This window comes from Achromobacter spanius (genome assembly GCF_039673305.1).
GTDB lineage: Bacteria > Pseudomonadota > Gammaproteobacteria > Burkholderiales > Burkholderiaceae_B > Achromobacter > Achromobacter spanius_F.
The window spans coordinates 30,842-44,955 of the sequence record NZ_JBDJLJ010000003.1 but is presented as its reverse complement, the minus strand read 5'-3'; the positions used below and the strand labels follow the sequence as shown (position 1 = coordinate 44,955).

10 protein-coding genes are annotated in these 14,114 nt (G+C 66.6%); 3 read left to right on the top strand and 7 right to left on the bottom strand.

The window, feature by feature from the left end; all coding sequences use genetic code 11:
- Positions 1-9: 9 nt before the first annotated feature.
- The 6 genes from ABE485_RS04260 to ABE485_RS04235 form a co-directional block, all read right to left on the bottom strand.
- Positions 10-1,638, bottom strand: a complete 1,629-nt coding sequence (locus tag ABE485_RS04260) for a methyl-accepting chemotaxis protein (RefSeq protein WP_346513711.1) — start codon at positions 1,636-1,638, stop codon at positions 10-12.
- 153 nt (positions 1,639-1,791) lie between these two features.
- Positions 1,792-2,742 (bottom strand): NAD(P)-dependent oxidoreductase, encoded by a 951-nt coding sequence (locus ABE485_RS04255; protein WP_346513710.1) that lies wholly within the window; start codon positions 2,740-2,742, stop codon positions 1,792-1,794.
- Between the two features lie 15 nt (positions 2,743-2,757).
- Positions 2,758-4,185, bottom strand: a complete 1,428-nt coding sequence (locus ABE485_RS04250; RefSeq protein ID WP_346513709.1) for an aldehyde dehydrogenase family protein — start codon at positions 4,183-4,185, stop codon at positions 2,758-2,760.
- A 34-nt stretch (positions 4,186-4,219) separates the two neighbouring features.
- The gene (locus ABE485_RS04245; RefSeq protein WP_346513708.1) at positions 4,220-4,816 is read right to left on the bottom strand and encodes a thiamine pyrophosphate-dependent enzyme; all 597 of its coding nucleotides are present in this window, start codon (positions 4,814-4,816) and stop codon (positions 4,220-4,222) included.
- A 15-nt stretch (positions 4,817-4,831) separates the two neighbouring features.
- A complete protein-coding gene (locus ABE485_RS04240; protein ID WP_346513707.1) occupies positions 4,832-5,347 on the bottom strand; it encodes a phosphonopyruvate decarboxylase in 516 nt (171 codons plus the stop codon).
- Between the two features lie 76 nt (positions 5,348-5,423).
- The gene (locus ABE485_RS04235) at positions 5,424-6,584 is read right to left on the bottom strand and encodes an ABC transporter substrate-binding protein (protein ID WP_346513981.1); all 1,161 of its coding nucleotides are present in this window, start codon (positions 6,582-6,584) and stop codon (positions 5,424-5,426) included.
- Between the two features lie 222 nt (positions 6,585-6,806).
- Between ABE485_RS04235 and ABE485_RS04230 the strand changes: the two genes are divergently transcribed.
- A complete protein-coding gene (locus ABE485_RS04230) occupies positions 6,807-7,730 on the top strand; it encodes a LysR family transcriptional regulator (RefSeq protein ID WP_346513705.1) in 924 nt (307 codons plus the stop codon).
- A 110-nt stretch (positions 7,731-7,840) separates the two neighbouring features.
- Here ABE485_RS04230 and purL read toward each other — a convergent pair whose 3' ends face one another.
- Entirely contained in the window at positions 7,841-11,890 is a 4,050-nt protein-coding gene (purL, locus tag ABE485_RS04225) for a phosphoribosylformylglycinamidine synthase (RefSeq protein WP_346513703.1), read from the bottom strand.
- 358 nt (positions 11,891-12,248) lie between these two features.
- Between purL and ABE485_RS04220 the strand changes: the two genes are divergently transcribed.
- Together ABE485_RS04220 and ABE485_RS04215 are read left to right on the top strand one after the other, a co-directional pair.
- Positions 12,249-12,791: a TRAP transporter small permease gene (locus tag ABE485_RS04220; RefSeq protein WP_346513701.1), complete on the top strand. Its 543-nt coding sequence runs from the start codon at positions 12,249-12,251 to the stop codon at positions 12,789-12,791.
- Positions 12,788-14,086: a TRAP transporter large permease gene (locus tag ABE485_RS04215; protein WP_346513700.1), complete on the top strand. Its 1,299-nt coding sequence runs from the start codon at positions 12,788-12,790 to the stop codon at positions 14,084-14,086. The genes ABE485_RS04220 and ABE485_RS04215 overlap by 4 nt, the downstream gene beginning before the upstream one ends.
- Positions 14,087-14,114 lie beyond the last annotated feature (28 nt).

Below are 14,114 nucleotides of genomic sequence, written 5' to 3'. Positions count from 1 at the left end.
ATTGGCGGATCAGGCGCCGATCAGCGCGGGTTCGCCCGTCCGGCCCTGCAGGGCCGGCGCCTCGGCGTCGATCACGCGCCCGGTCTGCAGCTTGAACACCGCCACGGCTTCGCGCAGGCGCTGGGCCTGCGTTTCCAGCGACGCCGCGGACGCCGCGGCCTCTTCGACCAGCGCCGCGTTCTGCTGCGTGACGCTGTCCATCTGCGACACGGCCTGGTTCACCTGCTGGATGCCTTGCGACTGTTCTTCGGAGGCGCTGGAGATCTCGTTGATGATGTCGGTCACGCGGCGCACCGAGGTCACGATCTCCTGCATGGTGGCGCCGGCGGCTTCCACCTGGTCCGAACCCACCGACACCTTCTGGACGGAATCGTCGATCAGGCCCTTGATCTCCTTGGCGGCGGCGGCGCTGCGCTGCGCCAGGGCGCGCACTTCGGTGGCCACGACCGCGAAGCCCTTGCCCTGCTCGCCCGCGCGCGCCGCTTCCACGGCGGCGTTCAGCGCCAGGATGTTGGTCTGGAAGGCGATGCCGTCGATCACGCCAACGATGTCAGCGATGCGGTTGGAACTGTCGGCAATGCCGCGCATGGTGCCGACCACGTCGCCCACGGCCTGGCCGCCGCGCGTGGCGACCTCGGACGCCGCCGTCGCCAGTTGTGCGGCGCTGCGCGAGCTTTCGGCGTTGTTCTTCACGGTCGAGGACAGTTCGTCCATGCTGGCGGCCGTTTCTTCCAGCGACGCGGCCTGCTGCTCGGTGCGCGAGGACAGGTCGATGTTGCCCGCGGCGATCTCGCGCGACCCGGTATGGATCTCTTCGACGCCCAGGCGCACGGCCGACACGGTGCGCGCCAGGCTGTCCTGCATGCGCTTGACGGCGGCGTACAGCACGCCGATTTCGTTGTTGCCGCGCTGTTCGATGCGGTTGGTCAGGTCGCCGTTGGCGATGCGGTCGAACAGGCGCCCGGCTTCATGCAGCGGACGGAACACCGAACGGCCAAAGACGATGTACAGGCCCACGACCAGCGCCGCCACCACGGCCAGCAGACAGATCAGGAACACGATCGCGGCATTGATGCGCGCGGCCGATTCGCGCGCCACGCGCTGGCCGACTTCGTCGGCAAAATCCACGTATTGCTGGATAGACTGGGTGAAGGTGATGCCCAGCGGCGTGACCTTTTCCAGGTTGATGCGGCCGGCTTCCTTGGCATTGCCGGCGCGGATGGCCGCGATCAGCGGCACGATCGCGTCGCGCGCATACACGTCGTAGGCCGCCAGGGCGGCGTCGAACAGCGGCTTGCCATTGGGCGAGAGCTCGGGCAGCTTGCGGGCCGTGTCGATCAGGCCGGTCGCCTTGGTCACGTAGCCGTCCAGGCGCTGCATGCTGGCCATGTTGTCCAGGCTCTTGCCTTCCAGCAGCGCGCTTTGCGCCGACAGCAGCACCACGCGGGCGCGCAGCAGTTCGGCCGCGGCGTCGTCCAGCGAGTTGGCGCGGACCAGGTTGGTGTCCAGCATGACCTCGATCGAGGTCCGGTTGGACGTCAGTTGCTGGTACACGGCGATGCCGGTGACCAGGAAAAGTGCAAAGAAGACGCTCAGGGCGGTCGTCAGGATTGCGCGGATACTTAAATTCTTGAACATTGGAGCCACTCCGGGGGTTGCGTAACGCTATCCCCTTAACGGCACAATGCAATGAAAAGTTAAATATCTCATTGGGTTACACGCAGATTTCACGTCCGCGCCCGGCTGCTCGCGCAGCCGGGAAGCGCCGTCCGGACAGGCCCCGGATCGGATTCAACCGGGCTTCCAGCCGTCCGGCACGCGGGGCTTTTCGATCTGCGCGAAATGGCAGATGGCGTCCGCGATGCCCGAGAAGTCTATTCCGCCGAACTGCCCAGCCCGCGCCAGGCTGAAGGACTCATGCACGGCAGCGGCCACCGGCATCGGCACCTTGGCGGCGTGCGCGGCGGCGACGATCAGCGACATGTCCTTGTGCGCCAGGTCGATGGTGAACCCCGGCGCCGTGTCGCCCACCAGCACCTTGTTGGGGAAGTTCATCCGCAATTGGCCATTCGAGGCGGACGTGCCGTACAGCACCTGCAGCGTCTTGGTGATGTCCAGCCCGAAGCGCTGGGACAAGGCCAACGCTTCCGCGTTCACCTGGCACAGGGTGACCGCGACGTAGTTGTTCACCAGCTTGGTGCGCCCGCCCGTTCCTACCGGGCCGCAATGGTACGTGGTGGTGCCCATGGCGTCGAGCAACGGCTGGACCCTGGCGAAGTCCGCCTCGCTTGCCCCCACCATGAACAGCGATTCCCCCCGATCGGCGTGTTCGGCAAGGCGGCCCACGGGTGCGTCCACCACGGTCAACCCGAGGGCCAGCGCCTGCTCCTGAAGGCGATCGGTCGCCAGCGGATCGATCGTGCTCATGTCCATCAGCAGGCTGCCCCTGGCGGCATTGGAAAAAACCCCGTCGATCCCGAGCGCCACCTGTTCGACTTCCTTGGACGAAGGCAGCATCGTCACGATGATGCCGCATTGCCGCGCCACGTCGGCCACGCTGGCGCCTGCCGCCGCGCCGGCCGTGACCAGCTCGTCCACGGCCTTCTGATTGATGTCCAGCACCACGAGCTCGAAGCCCGCACGACGCAGATTCAGCGCCATGGGCTTGCCCATGCGCCCCAAGCCGATAAAGCCGATCTTTTCCATACCTGTCTCCTGCCGGCGTCTGTCGCGCCGGATCATCCTGCGGTTGATGGATCAATAGCCGATATAGGCAGTCTTGGTGGACGTGTAGAAGTCCACCGCATAACGCCCCTGTTCACGCGGGCCGAAACTGGAAGCCTTCACGCCGCCAAAGGGAACGTGGTAATCCAGGCCCGCGGTGGGCAGGTTCACCATCGTCAAACCGCTGCGCACATTGAGCCGGAAATGATTCGCATGCTTGTGCGACGTGGTGCAAATGCCCGACGACAGGCCAAATGGCGTGTCGTTGGCGACCTGCAGCGCTTCGTCGTAGCCGGATACCCGGATCACGGCGGCGACTGGGCCGAAGATCTCCTCGCGGTTGATGCGCATGGCGTTGCTGCTGTCCGTGAACAGCGTCGGCCTGAGGAAGTGGCCGGCGGTGGATGCATCGGCCCGCTTGCCGCCCTCGGCCACGGTGGCGCCTTCGCCGCGGCCCAGTTCGATGTAGCCCAGGATCTTCTCCAGTTGCGGGGCGTTGATGACCGGCCCGATCTGGGTAGCCGGGTCCCTGGGGTCGCCAACCACCAGCTTGCGCATGCGTCCCGTCAACGCCTCGACGAAGCGATCGTGGATGCCATCGGCGACGATCAGGCGGCTGCTTGCGGTGCATCGCTGGCCCGCCGAATAGAAAGCGCCGTTCAGCGCGCACTCCACAGCCACGTCCAGGTCGGCGTCGTCGAGCACCACCAGCGGATTCTTGCCGCCCATCTCCAGCTGCACGCGGATCATGCGCTCGGATGCCGCAGCGGCTATCTTGCGGCCGGTGGCGACACTGCCCGTGAAGCTGACGGCGTCCACGCCGTCCAGCAAGGCCCGGCCAGCCACCGCGCCCTCGCCGTTGACCAGGTTGGCGACGCCGCGGGGCAAGCCCGCGCGCTCGAGGATATTGAACAGTTCCCAGGCGACGCCCGGCGTGTGCTCGGAAGGCTTGAGCACCAGCGTGTTGCCGAAGGCCAGCGCCGGCGCGATCTTCCAGGCCGGAATGGCGATCGGGAAATTCCATGGCGTGATCATGGACACCACGCCGACGGGGTGCCTGCTGATCTGCACGCCGATGTCCGGGCGCACGGACGGCAGGTTCTCGCCGCCATAGCGCACTGCCTCCCCCGCGAAAAACTGGAATATCTGCCCGGCGCGAACGACCTCGCCCAGCCCTTCGGCTTGCGTCTTGCCGGCTTCGCGCGAAACCAGGGCGCCCAGCTCTTCCTTGCGCGCCAGGATCTCGCTGGCGGCGCGGAACAGGATGTCGCTTCGCGACTGCGTGGTGCTGCGTTCCCAGGCAGACGCGGCGGCGCGGGCCGCCTCCACCGCCTGCCGCATCTGCGCCTCGCTCGCGCAGGCGTATTGGCCGATCATGTCCTGCGGATCCGCGGGATTCAGGTTCGCCAGCGTGGTCCCGCCGTCCACCCATGCGCCATCGATGAAATTCGCTTTCTGCATCACTGTCCGCTCCTTGTCATGAATCGTTGTGGGATCATGCATGGCCACCCTTGCCCTTGCCCAGCACCGCCTCGCGAAACCGCGAGCGCAGGTAGGGACCGTCCCGTGGCGGCAGGCTGCTGGGTTCGGGCGCCGCCGCTACCTTCAGCACCAGGCACTGCAGGCCCGGCTGGTACAGGCCGGGGGTTCGCTCCTCGAGTTCGCGCTCGCTGCGCAGCGTGGCGCAATCGGCGATGCCGCAAGCCCGGGCGATGCCCGCGATGTCCACCCCGCGTCCCGAATGGGCCGGTTGCATGCCGGTCTCGCCGTAGTGCTCGTTGTCGATCACGATGATCTTCAGGTTGGACGGCGCGCGCACGCCTATCGTGGCGAAGGATCCCATGCCCATCAGCATCTCGCCATCGCCCACAAAGGCCAGCACCTGGCGCCGCGGCTGCGCCAGCGCCAGGCCCAGGGCCACCATGCAGGCGCCGCCCATCGCCCCCCACACATAGAAATTCCGGTCGTCGTCGCCGGCGGCCGAGGTGTCGTAGGTGGGATTGCCCAGGCTTGCCACCACCAGGGCATCGCCGCGTTGTTTAAGTATCCGGGCCACCGCCGCCCGCCGGTTCATTGTCGCGCTAGCGTTCATCTCGGTTGCCTCGTCCTACTTGTTGAAGTTCTTGATGCCCAGAATGCTCTGGGAAATCACCACGGCCACCGCCCGATTCGAGTTGAACGCCAGCAGGCTCGCCGCGCGCACCGTTTCCGGCACGTCGCTGCCGTGCTCCACCCGCTGCACGAATACGCCAGCCCCGCGCAGCGCGGCCTCGGTGGACTGGCCCATGGGGCATTGCCAGGGATTGAATTCGCCCCATTCGCCGCGCATGGTGATGAGGCACAGGAACGGCATGCGGCATTCCTGGACCAGGGCCAGCATGTTGATGCAGTTGCCGACGCCGCTGGATTGCAGCAGCAACACGCCCTTGGCGCCGCCCAGCCAGGCGCCGCCCAGCATCGCCACGCCTTCTTCTTCCGTGGTGAGGGAAATGGCTTCCACGTCCGGATCCGCCTCGAACAACTTGATCAACTGGCTATGCCCCGCATCCGGCACATACGCCATCTGCGTGATCCCGGCCTCCTTCAGGTTCTGATAGACCATCTCGGGCCAACTCTCTGCCATGATTCGCTTCCTCTGGTGTGTGGATGAAGACTGCCTGCGGCGCGAGCCGGTTGCGGCCGGCTGGCGCCGCATCGGGTCAGATGCGTGCGTTCAGCTTGCAGATGCCGGGCTTGGTGGGCGCGTAGGCATCCTCGCCGGGTATCGTGGCCACCTTTTGGTAGTAATCCCATTCACCCTTGGACGTGGCGGCCGTCTTGACCTGCATGAGGTACATGTCGTGCACCATGGCGCCGTCGGCCCGGATGTAGCCCTTGGTGAACATGTCGTCGATCGGCATGGACTTGAGCGCGTTCATGACGGCGTCCGAATCCGTCGTCCCGGCGCGCTCCACGGCCTTCAGGTAGGTCGTGACGGCGGAGTAGTCGCCCGCCTGGAAGGTCGTGGGCATTTTCTTGTTGCGTTCATAGAATCGCTTGCTGAACTCGCGCGAGCGGTCGTCCAGGTCCCAGTACCAGCCGTCGGTCAGGTACATGCCTGCCGTCGTGTCCAGGCCAAGGCTGTGGATGTCCGTAATGAAGACCATCAGGCCGGCCAGGCGCATCTTGTCGCTGACGCCGAATTCCTTGGCGGTCTTGATCGAGTTGATCAAGTCGCCGCCGCCATTGGCCAGGCCCAGCACCTGTGCCTTGGAGGCCTGCGCCTTCATCAGGTAGGAAGAGAAGTCGGAGGTATTGAGTGGATGCCGGGTCGACCCCGTGACCGAGCCGCCGCTGGCCTGCACGACATCCATGCTGGCCTTTTCCAGCGAGTATCCGAACGCATAGTCGGCGGTCAGCATGAACCAGCTCTTGCCGCCCTGCTGGACCATGGCCGCCGCCGTGCCGCGCGCCTGTGCGGACGTGGAATACGTATAGCGCACCGTGTACGGCGTGCAGGCCTCTTCAGTGAGACTATCGGCGCCCGCGCCCGCGCTGATGAAGACCTTCTTCTTTTCGGCGGCGATCGTGCTGATCGCCAGCGAGGCCGACGAATTGGAGCCGCCGATCACCAGGTCCACCTTGTCCTGGTCCCACCATTGGCGCGCGCGGTTCGACGCGATGTCTGCCTTGTTCTGATGATCGGACGAGAGAATCTCGATCGGCTTGCCCAGCACTTTCCCGCCGAAGTCCGCGACCGCCATGCGGATGGCGTCCAGCCCGCCCACCCCGTCAAAGTCGGAGTATGGCCCGCTCATATCAGTGACAAAGGCGATCTTCACCTTGTCGCTTTGGGCGCTTGCACCCCCTGCCCCACACATGCCGACTACCGCCAACGCGACGGCACCTAACACTTTCGTACTGGTTTCCACGTCTTGTCTCCTCGCTATGTCGGCCTTGCCGCAGGATCGCCAAAGCCATCTCTTTTTTTAATAATATATCCATCTACAATCTATTATCGGCATATCGTTAACCCGTAGGACGGGGTCCGGCGGCATGTCCGCCTCCCTATAATCCGGTTTTCCCACCCCACGCCACACACCATGGATTTGCGCCAGATCGAGTGCTTTCTTTGCCTGTACCGCAATGGCGGCATGACCCGCGCCGCGGCCGAATTGGGTATCGTCCAATCAGCCCTGAGCACGCAACTGGCCAAGCTGGAAAAGACCTTGAAGGTCCAGCTCTTCGAACGATCCAGCCGGGGGGTCACGCCCACTGCGGCGGGCGTCGACCTCTACAAGATGCTGTTGCCCCTGTCCAAAGAGGTCGAGAGCGTGCGCCAGCGCATGCTGGACCTGAGCGGCGGCACGTCGGGACTCATCCGCGTGGGCACGGTGCCTTCGCTGGGCGCCAGCATCGTGCCGCGCGCCCTCTCTCTTTACTCCGCCGAAAACAAGGACGTCACCATCCGTTTGACCGAGGCCTACAGCGCCGGGCTGGTGGAACGGCTGGATGCCGGCGAACTCGACGTCGCCATCGTCAACCTGATCCAGCCGGTGCGCAGCCTTGAAACCACGCCGCTCGTCAGCGAGGAACTGGTGCTGGTCACGGCGTCGGACAGCGCGCTGCGCAACGTCGAATTTGGCGACCTGCCCATCGACGCGCTGATCGTGCCGTCATTGGGCCAGGGCCTGCGCGCGATCATCGACCCGGTCTTGAAGAAGCGCAGCCCCGGTTCGCGTCCCCGCCTGGAGATGGACGCACTGACCCCCACCCTGGAACTGGTCAAGTCGGGCGCCTGGGCCACCATACTGCCCATCAGCGCCATCGCGCATGAGCTGGACGCGGGTGCTCTGTCGGTACGGCGGATCCATGCCGACATGCAGCGGCAACTGGTGGTGGTCAACCATCCGCGCCGCCCCCTGAGCCTGGCCGCGCAACGTTTCGTCGCCGCGCTGGCGGCCGAAGCGCACGACGCCGTGTCACGCGCGCAGCGCTTCATGAAGTCGCTCAAGACCCGGAAATAGTCACGGGGCGCAACGGCGCCCCAATGAAAACACCCCGCCGCCCGGGCGCGATGCCCAGTCGGCGGGGTGCATGACACGTCCGCAGGTGAGAACCCGCGGCGGCTACGGCATTACTTCAGCCAGGCGCGCGCGTTGCGGAAGATGCGCATCCACGGGCTGTAGGCGCCGCCCGCGTCCGCGTTGCCCCACTTTTCCGGCGCCCACGACATCATGACGTTGCGCGTCACGCGTTCGGGGTGCGGCATCATGACCGTGAAGCGGCCGTCGGCGGTGGTGACCGACGTCAGGCCGCCCGGGCTGCCGTTCGGGTTGAACGGGTAGGCTTCGGTGGCCTGGCCGTTGTTGTCGATGAAGCGCGCGACAACCAGCACGCGGCCGGCGTCGCCCTGCTGGGAGAAGTCGGCAAAGCCTTCGCCGTGGGCCACGGCGACCGGCACGCGGGCGCCTTCCATGCCGGCGAAGAAGATCGACGGCGACTTGGGCAGTTCCACCATGGACAGGCGCGCCTCGTACTTTTCGGACTGGTTGCGCGTGAAGCGCGGCCAGAATTCCGCGCCCGGGATCATCGGGGCCAGCGCGGCCATCATCTGGCAGCCGTTGCACACGCCAAGCGCGAAGGTGTCGGGGCGCGCGAAGTACGCGGCGAACTGGTCGGACAGCTTGCTGTTGAAGCGGATGGTGCGCGCCCAGCCTTCGCCCGCGCCCAGCACGTCGCCGTAGCTGAAGCCGCCCACGGCGACCAGGCCCTGCACCTGCGCCAGGTCCACGCGGCCCGACAGCAGGTCGGTCATGTGGACGTCGATGGCTTCGAAGCCCGAGGTGTCGAAGGCCCAGGCCATTTCGACCTGGCTGTTGCAGCCCTGCTCGCGCAGGATCGCCACGCGCGGACGCTTGCCGGTATTGATGAACGGCGCGGCCACGTCTTCTTGCGGGTCGAACGACACGTTCGGGCTCATGCCCGGGTCCTTCGTGTCGTTCCAGACGTCGAGTTCAGCCTGGGCGCAAGCCGGGTTGTCGCGGCGCGACATGATGCGGTAGGACACTTCGGACCAGGCGCGGCCGAGGTCGGCGCGCGGCTGGCCCCAGACCTTCCTGCCGTCGCGGTAGAACTCGACTTCGTCGGCGCCGTTCAGGCCGCCGATGACGTGCGAGTGGGCCGACAGGCCCGCGCCGCGCAGCACCTGCATGACGGCGTCGCGCTGCGAGGCCGGCACCTGGATCACGGCGCCAGCCTCTTCCGAGAACAGGGCCTTGAGCGTGAGTTCGTCGCGCTGCACCGCCACCTGTTCGGGGCGGATCTTGTAGTCGCCCCAATCGGCCGACTGCGGATCGAAGGTCAGCATGTCCAGGTTCACCGAGATGCCGGTGCGGCCCGCGAAGGCCATTTCCACCAGCGTGGCGAACAAGCCGCCGTCGGAGCGGTCGTGGTAGGACAGGATGGTGCCGGCTTCGGCCAGGGTGCGGATGGTGACGAAGAAGGCGCGCAGGTCCTGCGGCGAATCGATGTCCGGCACGGTCTCGCCGACCTGGTTGTAGGCCTGCGCCAGAATCGAGCCGCCCATGCGGTGGCGGCCGCGGCCCAGGTCGACCAGGATCAGGACGCTGTCGCCCGCGTCGGTCCGCAACTGCGGCGTCAGGCTGGCCCGCACGTCGGCCACGGGCGCGAACGCCGTGATGACCAGCGACACCGGCGCCACGACCTGGCGCTGTTCGCCGTCCTGTTCCCAGGACGTCTTCATGGACAGGGAGTCCTTGCCGACGGGAATGGACAGGCCGGTGGCCTGGCACAGTTCGCTGACGGCCGACACCGTGTCGTACAGCGCGGCGTCTTGCCCTGCCACGCCGCAGGCGGCCATCCAGTTGGCCGACAGCTTGATGTCTTCAAGGCGCGCCACGTCGGCGGCGGCCAGGTTGGTCAGGGCTTCGGCCACGGCCATGCGGCCCGAGGCCGGGGCGTCGAGCATGGCGATGGGGGTGCGTTCGCCCATCGACATGGCTTCGCCGCGGAAGCCTTCGTAGTCGGCCAGCGTGACGGCGCAGTCGGCCACCGGCACCTGCCACGGACCGACCATCTGGTCGCGGCTGGACAGGCCGCCCACGGTGCGGTCGCCGATCGTGATGAGGAAGGACTTGTTGGCCACGGTGGGGTGGCGCAGCACGCGGTAGGCGGCTTCGGTCAGGTCGATGCCGGCCAGGTCCAGGGGCTCGGACACGCCGGGCTGGCGCTTGACGTCGCGCGTCATGCGCGGCGGCTTGCCCAGGATGACGTCGATCGGCACGTCCACCGGACGCACTTCGGCGTCGCCTTGCGGGCGGACGGTGTCCAGGCCGGGCAGGCCTTCGCCGTCGACCACGCGCAACTGGCGCTCTTCGGTGGCCACGCCCACCACCGCGTACGGGCAGCGTTCGCGGCGGGCGATGGCGTCAAAGCGTTCCAGGTCGCGGGGCAGGATGGACAGAACGTAGCGTTCCTGCGATTCGTTGCTCCAGATTTCGGCGGGCGACAGGCCCGATTCTTCGAGGGGCACGCGCTTGAGGTCGAAGATGGCGCCGCGGCCGGCGTCGTTGACCAGTTCCGGGAAAGCGTTGGACAAGCCGCCCGCGCCCACGTCGTGGATCGCGATGATGGGGTTGTTTTCGGCCTGCTGCCAGCAGCGGTCGATGACTTCTTGCGCGCGACGTTCGATTTCGGGGTTGCCGCGCTGGACGGAATCGAAGTCCAGTTCAGCCGAGTTGCTGCCCATGCTGATGCTGGAGGCGGCGCCGCCGCCCATGCCGATACGGAAGCCCGGGCCGCCCAGCTGGATCAGCAGCGCGCCGGGAGGGATGACATCCTTGTGCGTGAGACCCGCGTCGATGCTGCCCAGGCCGCCCGCGATCATGATGGGCTTGTGGTAGCCCCAGCGCGTGCCGCCGGCGGTCTGCTCGAACGAACGGAAGTAGCCCAGCAGGTTGGGCCGGCCGAATTCGTTGTTGAACGCGGCGCCGCCGATGGGGCCATCGATCATGATGGACAGGGGCGAGGCAATGCGGTCGGGCAGACCGTGGTGGTCGGCTTCCCAGGGTTGCAGAGCGTCGTCGAAGCGCAGGTGCGACACGGTGAAGCCCGTGAGGCCCGCCTTGGGCTTGGAGCCGCGGCCGGTTGCGCCTTCGTCGCGGATTTCACCGCCATTGCCGGTGGATGCGCCGGGAAACGGGGCGATGGCCGTCGGGTGGTTGTGCGTTTCCACCTTCATGAGGGTGTGCACGGTGGTGTCGCGGCGGATGTACCTGGCGCCGTCGGCGCCCTCGCCCGTCACGCCGGGCACGCCGGCCTGGAAGCGCTGCGCGGGGCCGCCTTCCATGATGGCGGCGTTGTCCGAATAGGCGACCACGGTGCCCTGGGGCTGCGCCTTGTGCGTGGCGCGGATCATGCCGAACAGCGTATTGGGCTGTTCCTGGCCGTCGATGACCCACTGCGCGTTGAAGATCTTGTGGCGGCAGTGTTCGCTGTTGGCCTGCGCGAACATCATCAGTTCGACGTCGGTGGGGTCGCGGCCCAGGTCGGTGAAGGACTTGGCCAGGTATTCGATTTCGTCGTCGGACAGCGCCAGGCCCAGGGTGGTGTTGGCCTCGATCAGGGCGTCGGCGCCGCGCGCCTGGACGTCGACGGTGCGCATGGGCTTGCCCGCCAGCGGCTGGAACAGCGCCTGGCCGTCGAAGCTGGCGTCCACCACGGTTTCGGTCATGCGGTCGTGCAGACAGTCGGCCGCGCGGGCCAGCATGGCGTCGTCCAGGGACTTCGCGCCCAAGAGGCCGCGCTCGGGGGTGATGACGTAGCGCACGCCGCGTTCGATGCGGTGCACCGACGACAGGCCGCAATTGTGGGCGATGTCGGTGGCCTTGCTGGCCCACGGGGAAATCGTGCCCAGGCGCGGGATCACCAGCAGGGAGACGCTCTTGGCCGGCGCGTCCGCCGTGCTGGGCGTGCCGTAATCCAGCAACTGGGTCAGCTGCTGCTGCTGTTCGGCCGTCAGGGCGGCGTCGGTGCTGACGAAGTGCTCGTAGCGGGCGGATATGTCGGCCACCGGCAGGCCGGCTTCCTTCAGTTGCGCCAGAAGGCGATCACGTCGAAAGGAGGACAGGACGGAGGAACCAGGCAGATGCTGAACTAGGGACACGATGCGGGCGCCGTATAAAGAGGGGTGCAAAGATGGGATTTTACCCGTTTAAGGGGTTTTCCCGGAGCCGATGTTCAACACAGGTTCAGCCGGACCGGTTTGGCCATTGTTACAAAAGAATTCCAAGACCGGCGCACCTTCATGGTGCAGAGCAATATCCGCGCCAAAGCACCGCCGCCGACCCGATTTATCCATATCGGCAGCCATCCGCCGCCACGCGCTTGGTGCAATGCACCATGTTGCAGCGGCCCCGCACCACGGGAAAACACGAACACCGGGGCCTGCGGCGCGACGGTAGGATGCAGCGACCCCACCAACAAGAGAAAAGCGCCTGTCCGCGCGCTGGCCGTTGCCGCACATGTCCCGCCCCGAAGCCCCCGCCGAGCCCGTCGAACCGATCATTCCCGCAGAAGCAGATCCCGCCGTGAAGGTGCCGCTGGCCATCGAAGACTGGCTCGCGGTGATCCTGCTGGCGACCCTGGCCATCATTACCTTCCTGAACGTGCTGGTGCGCTATTTCACCGACCAGTCCTTCGCCTGGACGGAAGAGATCTCGGTATTCCTGCTGATCGTGCTGACCATGGCGGGCGGCAGCGTGGCCTTTGTACGCAACCACCACATCCGCATCGAGATCCTGGCCGATTCGGGATCCCCGCGCCGCCAGCGCATCATGGCGCTCATCGCCAACGGCTGTGTGCTGGCGTTCTTCGTGCTGCTGACCGTGCTGTCCGTGAAGCTGGTGCTGGACGAATACATATACGAGGAAACCTCGCCGGCCATCGGCGTGCCCACCTGGTGGTATTCGATCTGGCTGCCCGTGATGGCCGCTGCGATCTCGCTGCGCACCCTCGGCACGCTGCGCCGCATCGCGCGCGGCCCGCAACGGGAAGCGCAGCAATGATCGCCGTCATCCTCTTTGCCGTCTTCATCGTCCTGATGGTGATCGGCGTGCCGGTCGGCGTGGCGCTGGGCATCGGGGGCACGGTCGCGATCGTGCTGACCAACCTGGACACGCCCTGGTATGGCCTGTTGACCGTGCCGCAGAACTTCTACGCCGGCCTGGCCAAGTATCCGCTGCTGGCGATTCCCATGTTCGTCCTGGTGGGATCGATCTTCGACCGCTCCGGCGTGGCCAAGCGGCTGGTGGACTTCGCCATCGCCATCGTCGGGCGCGGCCCCGGCATGCTGCCGCTGGTGTCGATCGCGGTGGCCATGTTCCTGGGCGGCATCTCGGGCTCGGGCCCGGCCTGCGCCGCCGCCGTGGGCGCCGTGATGATCACCGCCATGTCGCGCGCAGGCTATCCCGGTTCGTTCTCGGCGTCGGTCGTCGCCGCCGGCGCCGCCACCGACATCCTGATCCCGCCGTCGGTGGCTTTCATCATCTACTCGGTGCTGGTGCCCGGCGCCTCCGTGCCGGCGCTGTTCGCCGCCGGCATGATCCCCGGCATCCTGGCGGGCTTTGCCCTGATCATTCCGGCCGTCTGGCTGTCGCGCAAATACAAGATGGGGGCCCTGGAAGCCCACCTGCCCCGCCCGCCCTTCTGGAAGAGCCTGCGCGACGCATCCTGGGGCCTGGCCGCGCCGGTGCTGATCCTGGGCGGCATGCGGATGGGCTGGTTCACGCCCACCGAGGCCGCCGTCGTCGCGGTGTTCTACGGTCTGTTCGTCGGCGGCTTCATCCACCGCACCATCAAGCTCCGCGACCTGTACACCATCCTGCGCGAGGCCGCCGAACTGTCCGCCGTCATCATGCTGGTGGTGACGCTGGCCGGCATCTTCGCCTGGGCGCTGTCCACGCTCAGCGTGATCGACCCGATCACCCACGCCATCGTCAATTCCGGGCTGGGCGAATGGGGCGTATTGGCGCTGCTGATCCTGCTGCTGATGACCGTGGGCATGTTCCTGGACGGCATCTCCATTTTCCTGATCTTCGTGCCGCTGCTGATGCCGATCGCCAATGCCTACGGCTGGGATCCGGTGTGGTTCGGCGTGATCCTGACCCTGAAGGTGGCGCTGGGCCAGTTCACCCCGCCGCTGGCCGTGAACCTGATGGTGTCGTGCCGCATCGCGCGCGTGCCCATGGAATCCACGGTGCGGTGGGTGGTGTGGCTGCTGGGCGCGATGTTCCTGGTGCTGGTCGCGGTGCTGGTGTTTCCCGAACTGGCGCTGTGGCTGCCGCGCAAGCTGGGCTATTGAGAAGACTGGACGGGGCGACCCGGATGTT

Excerpts from the sequence above, each read along its gene's own strand:
- ABE485_RS04235 (WP_346513981.1), bottom strand. The coding sequence starts at position 6,584 with ATGTGTGGGGCAGGGGGTGCAAGCGCCCAAAGCGACAAGGTGAAGATC.
- ABE485_RS04245 (WP_346513708.1), bottom strand. The coding sequence starts at position 4,816 with ATGAACGCTAGCGCGACAATGAACCGGCGGGCGGCGGTGGCCCGGATA.
- ABE485_RS04250 (WP_346513709.1), bottom strand. The coding sequence starts at position 4,185 with ATGCAGAAAGCGAATTTCATCGATGGCGCATGGGTGGACGGCGGGACC.
- ABE485_RS04240 (WP_346513707.1), bottom strand. The coding sequence starts at position 5,347 with ATGGCAGAGAGTTGGCCCGAGATGGTCTATCAGAACCTGAAGGAGGCC.
- ABE485_RS04220 (WP_346513701.1), top strand. The coding sequence starts at position 12,249 with ATGTCCCGCCCCGAAGCCCCCGCCGAGCCCGTCGAACCGATCATTCCC.
- ABE485_RS04215 (WP_346513700.1), top strand. The coding sequence starts at position 12,788 with ATGATCGCCGTCATCCTCTTTGCCGTCTTCATCGTCCTGATGGTGATC.
- ABE485_RS04230 (WP_346513705.1), top strand. The coding sequence starts at position 6,807 with ATGGATTTGCGCCAGATCGAGTGCTTTCTTTGCCTGTACCGCAATGGC.
- ABE485_RS04260 (WP_346513711.1), bottom strand. The coding sequence starts at position 1,638 with ATGTTCAAGAATTTAAGTATCCGCGCAATCCTGACGACCGCCCTGAGC.
- ABE485_RS04255 (WP_346513710.1), bottom strand. The coding sequence starts at position 2,742 with ATGATCCGGCGCGACAGACGCCGGCAGGAGACAGGTATGGAAAAGATC.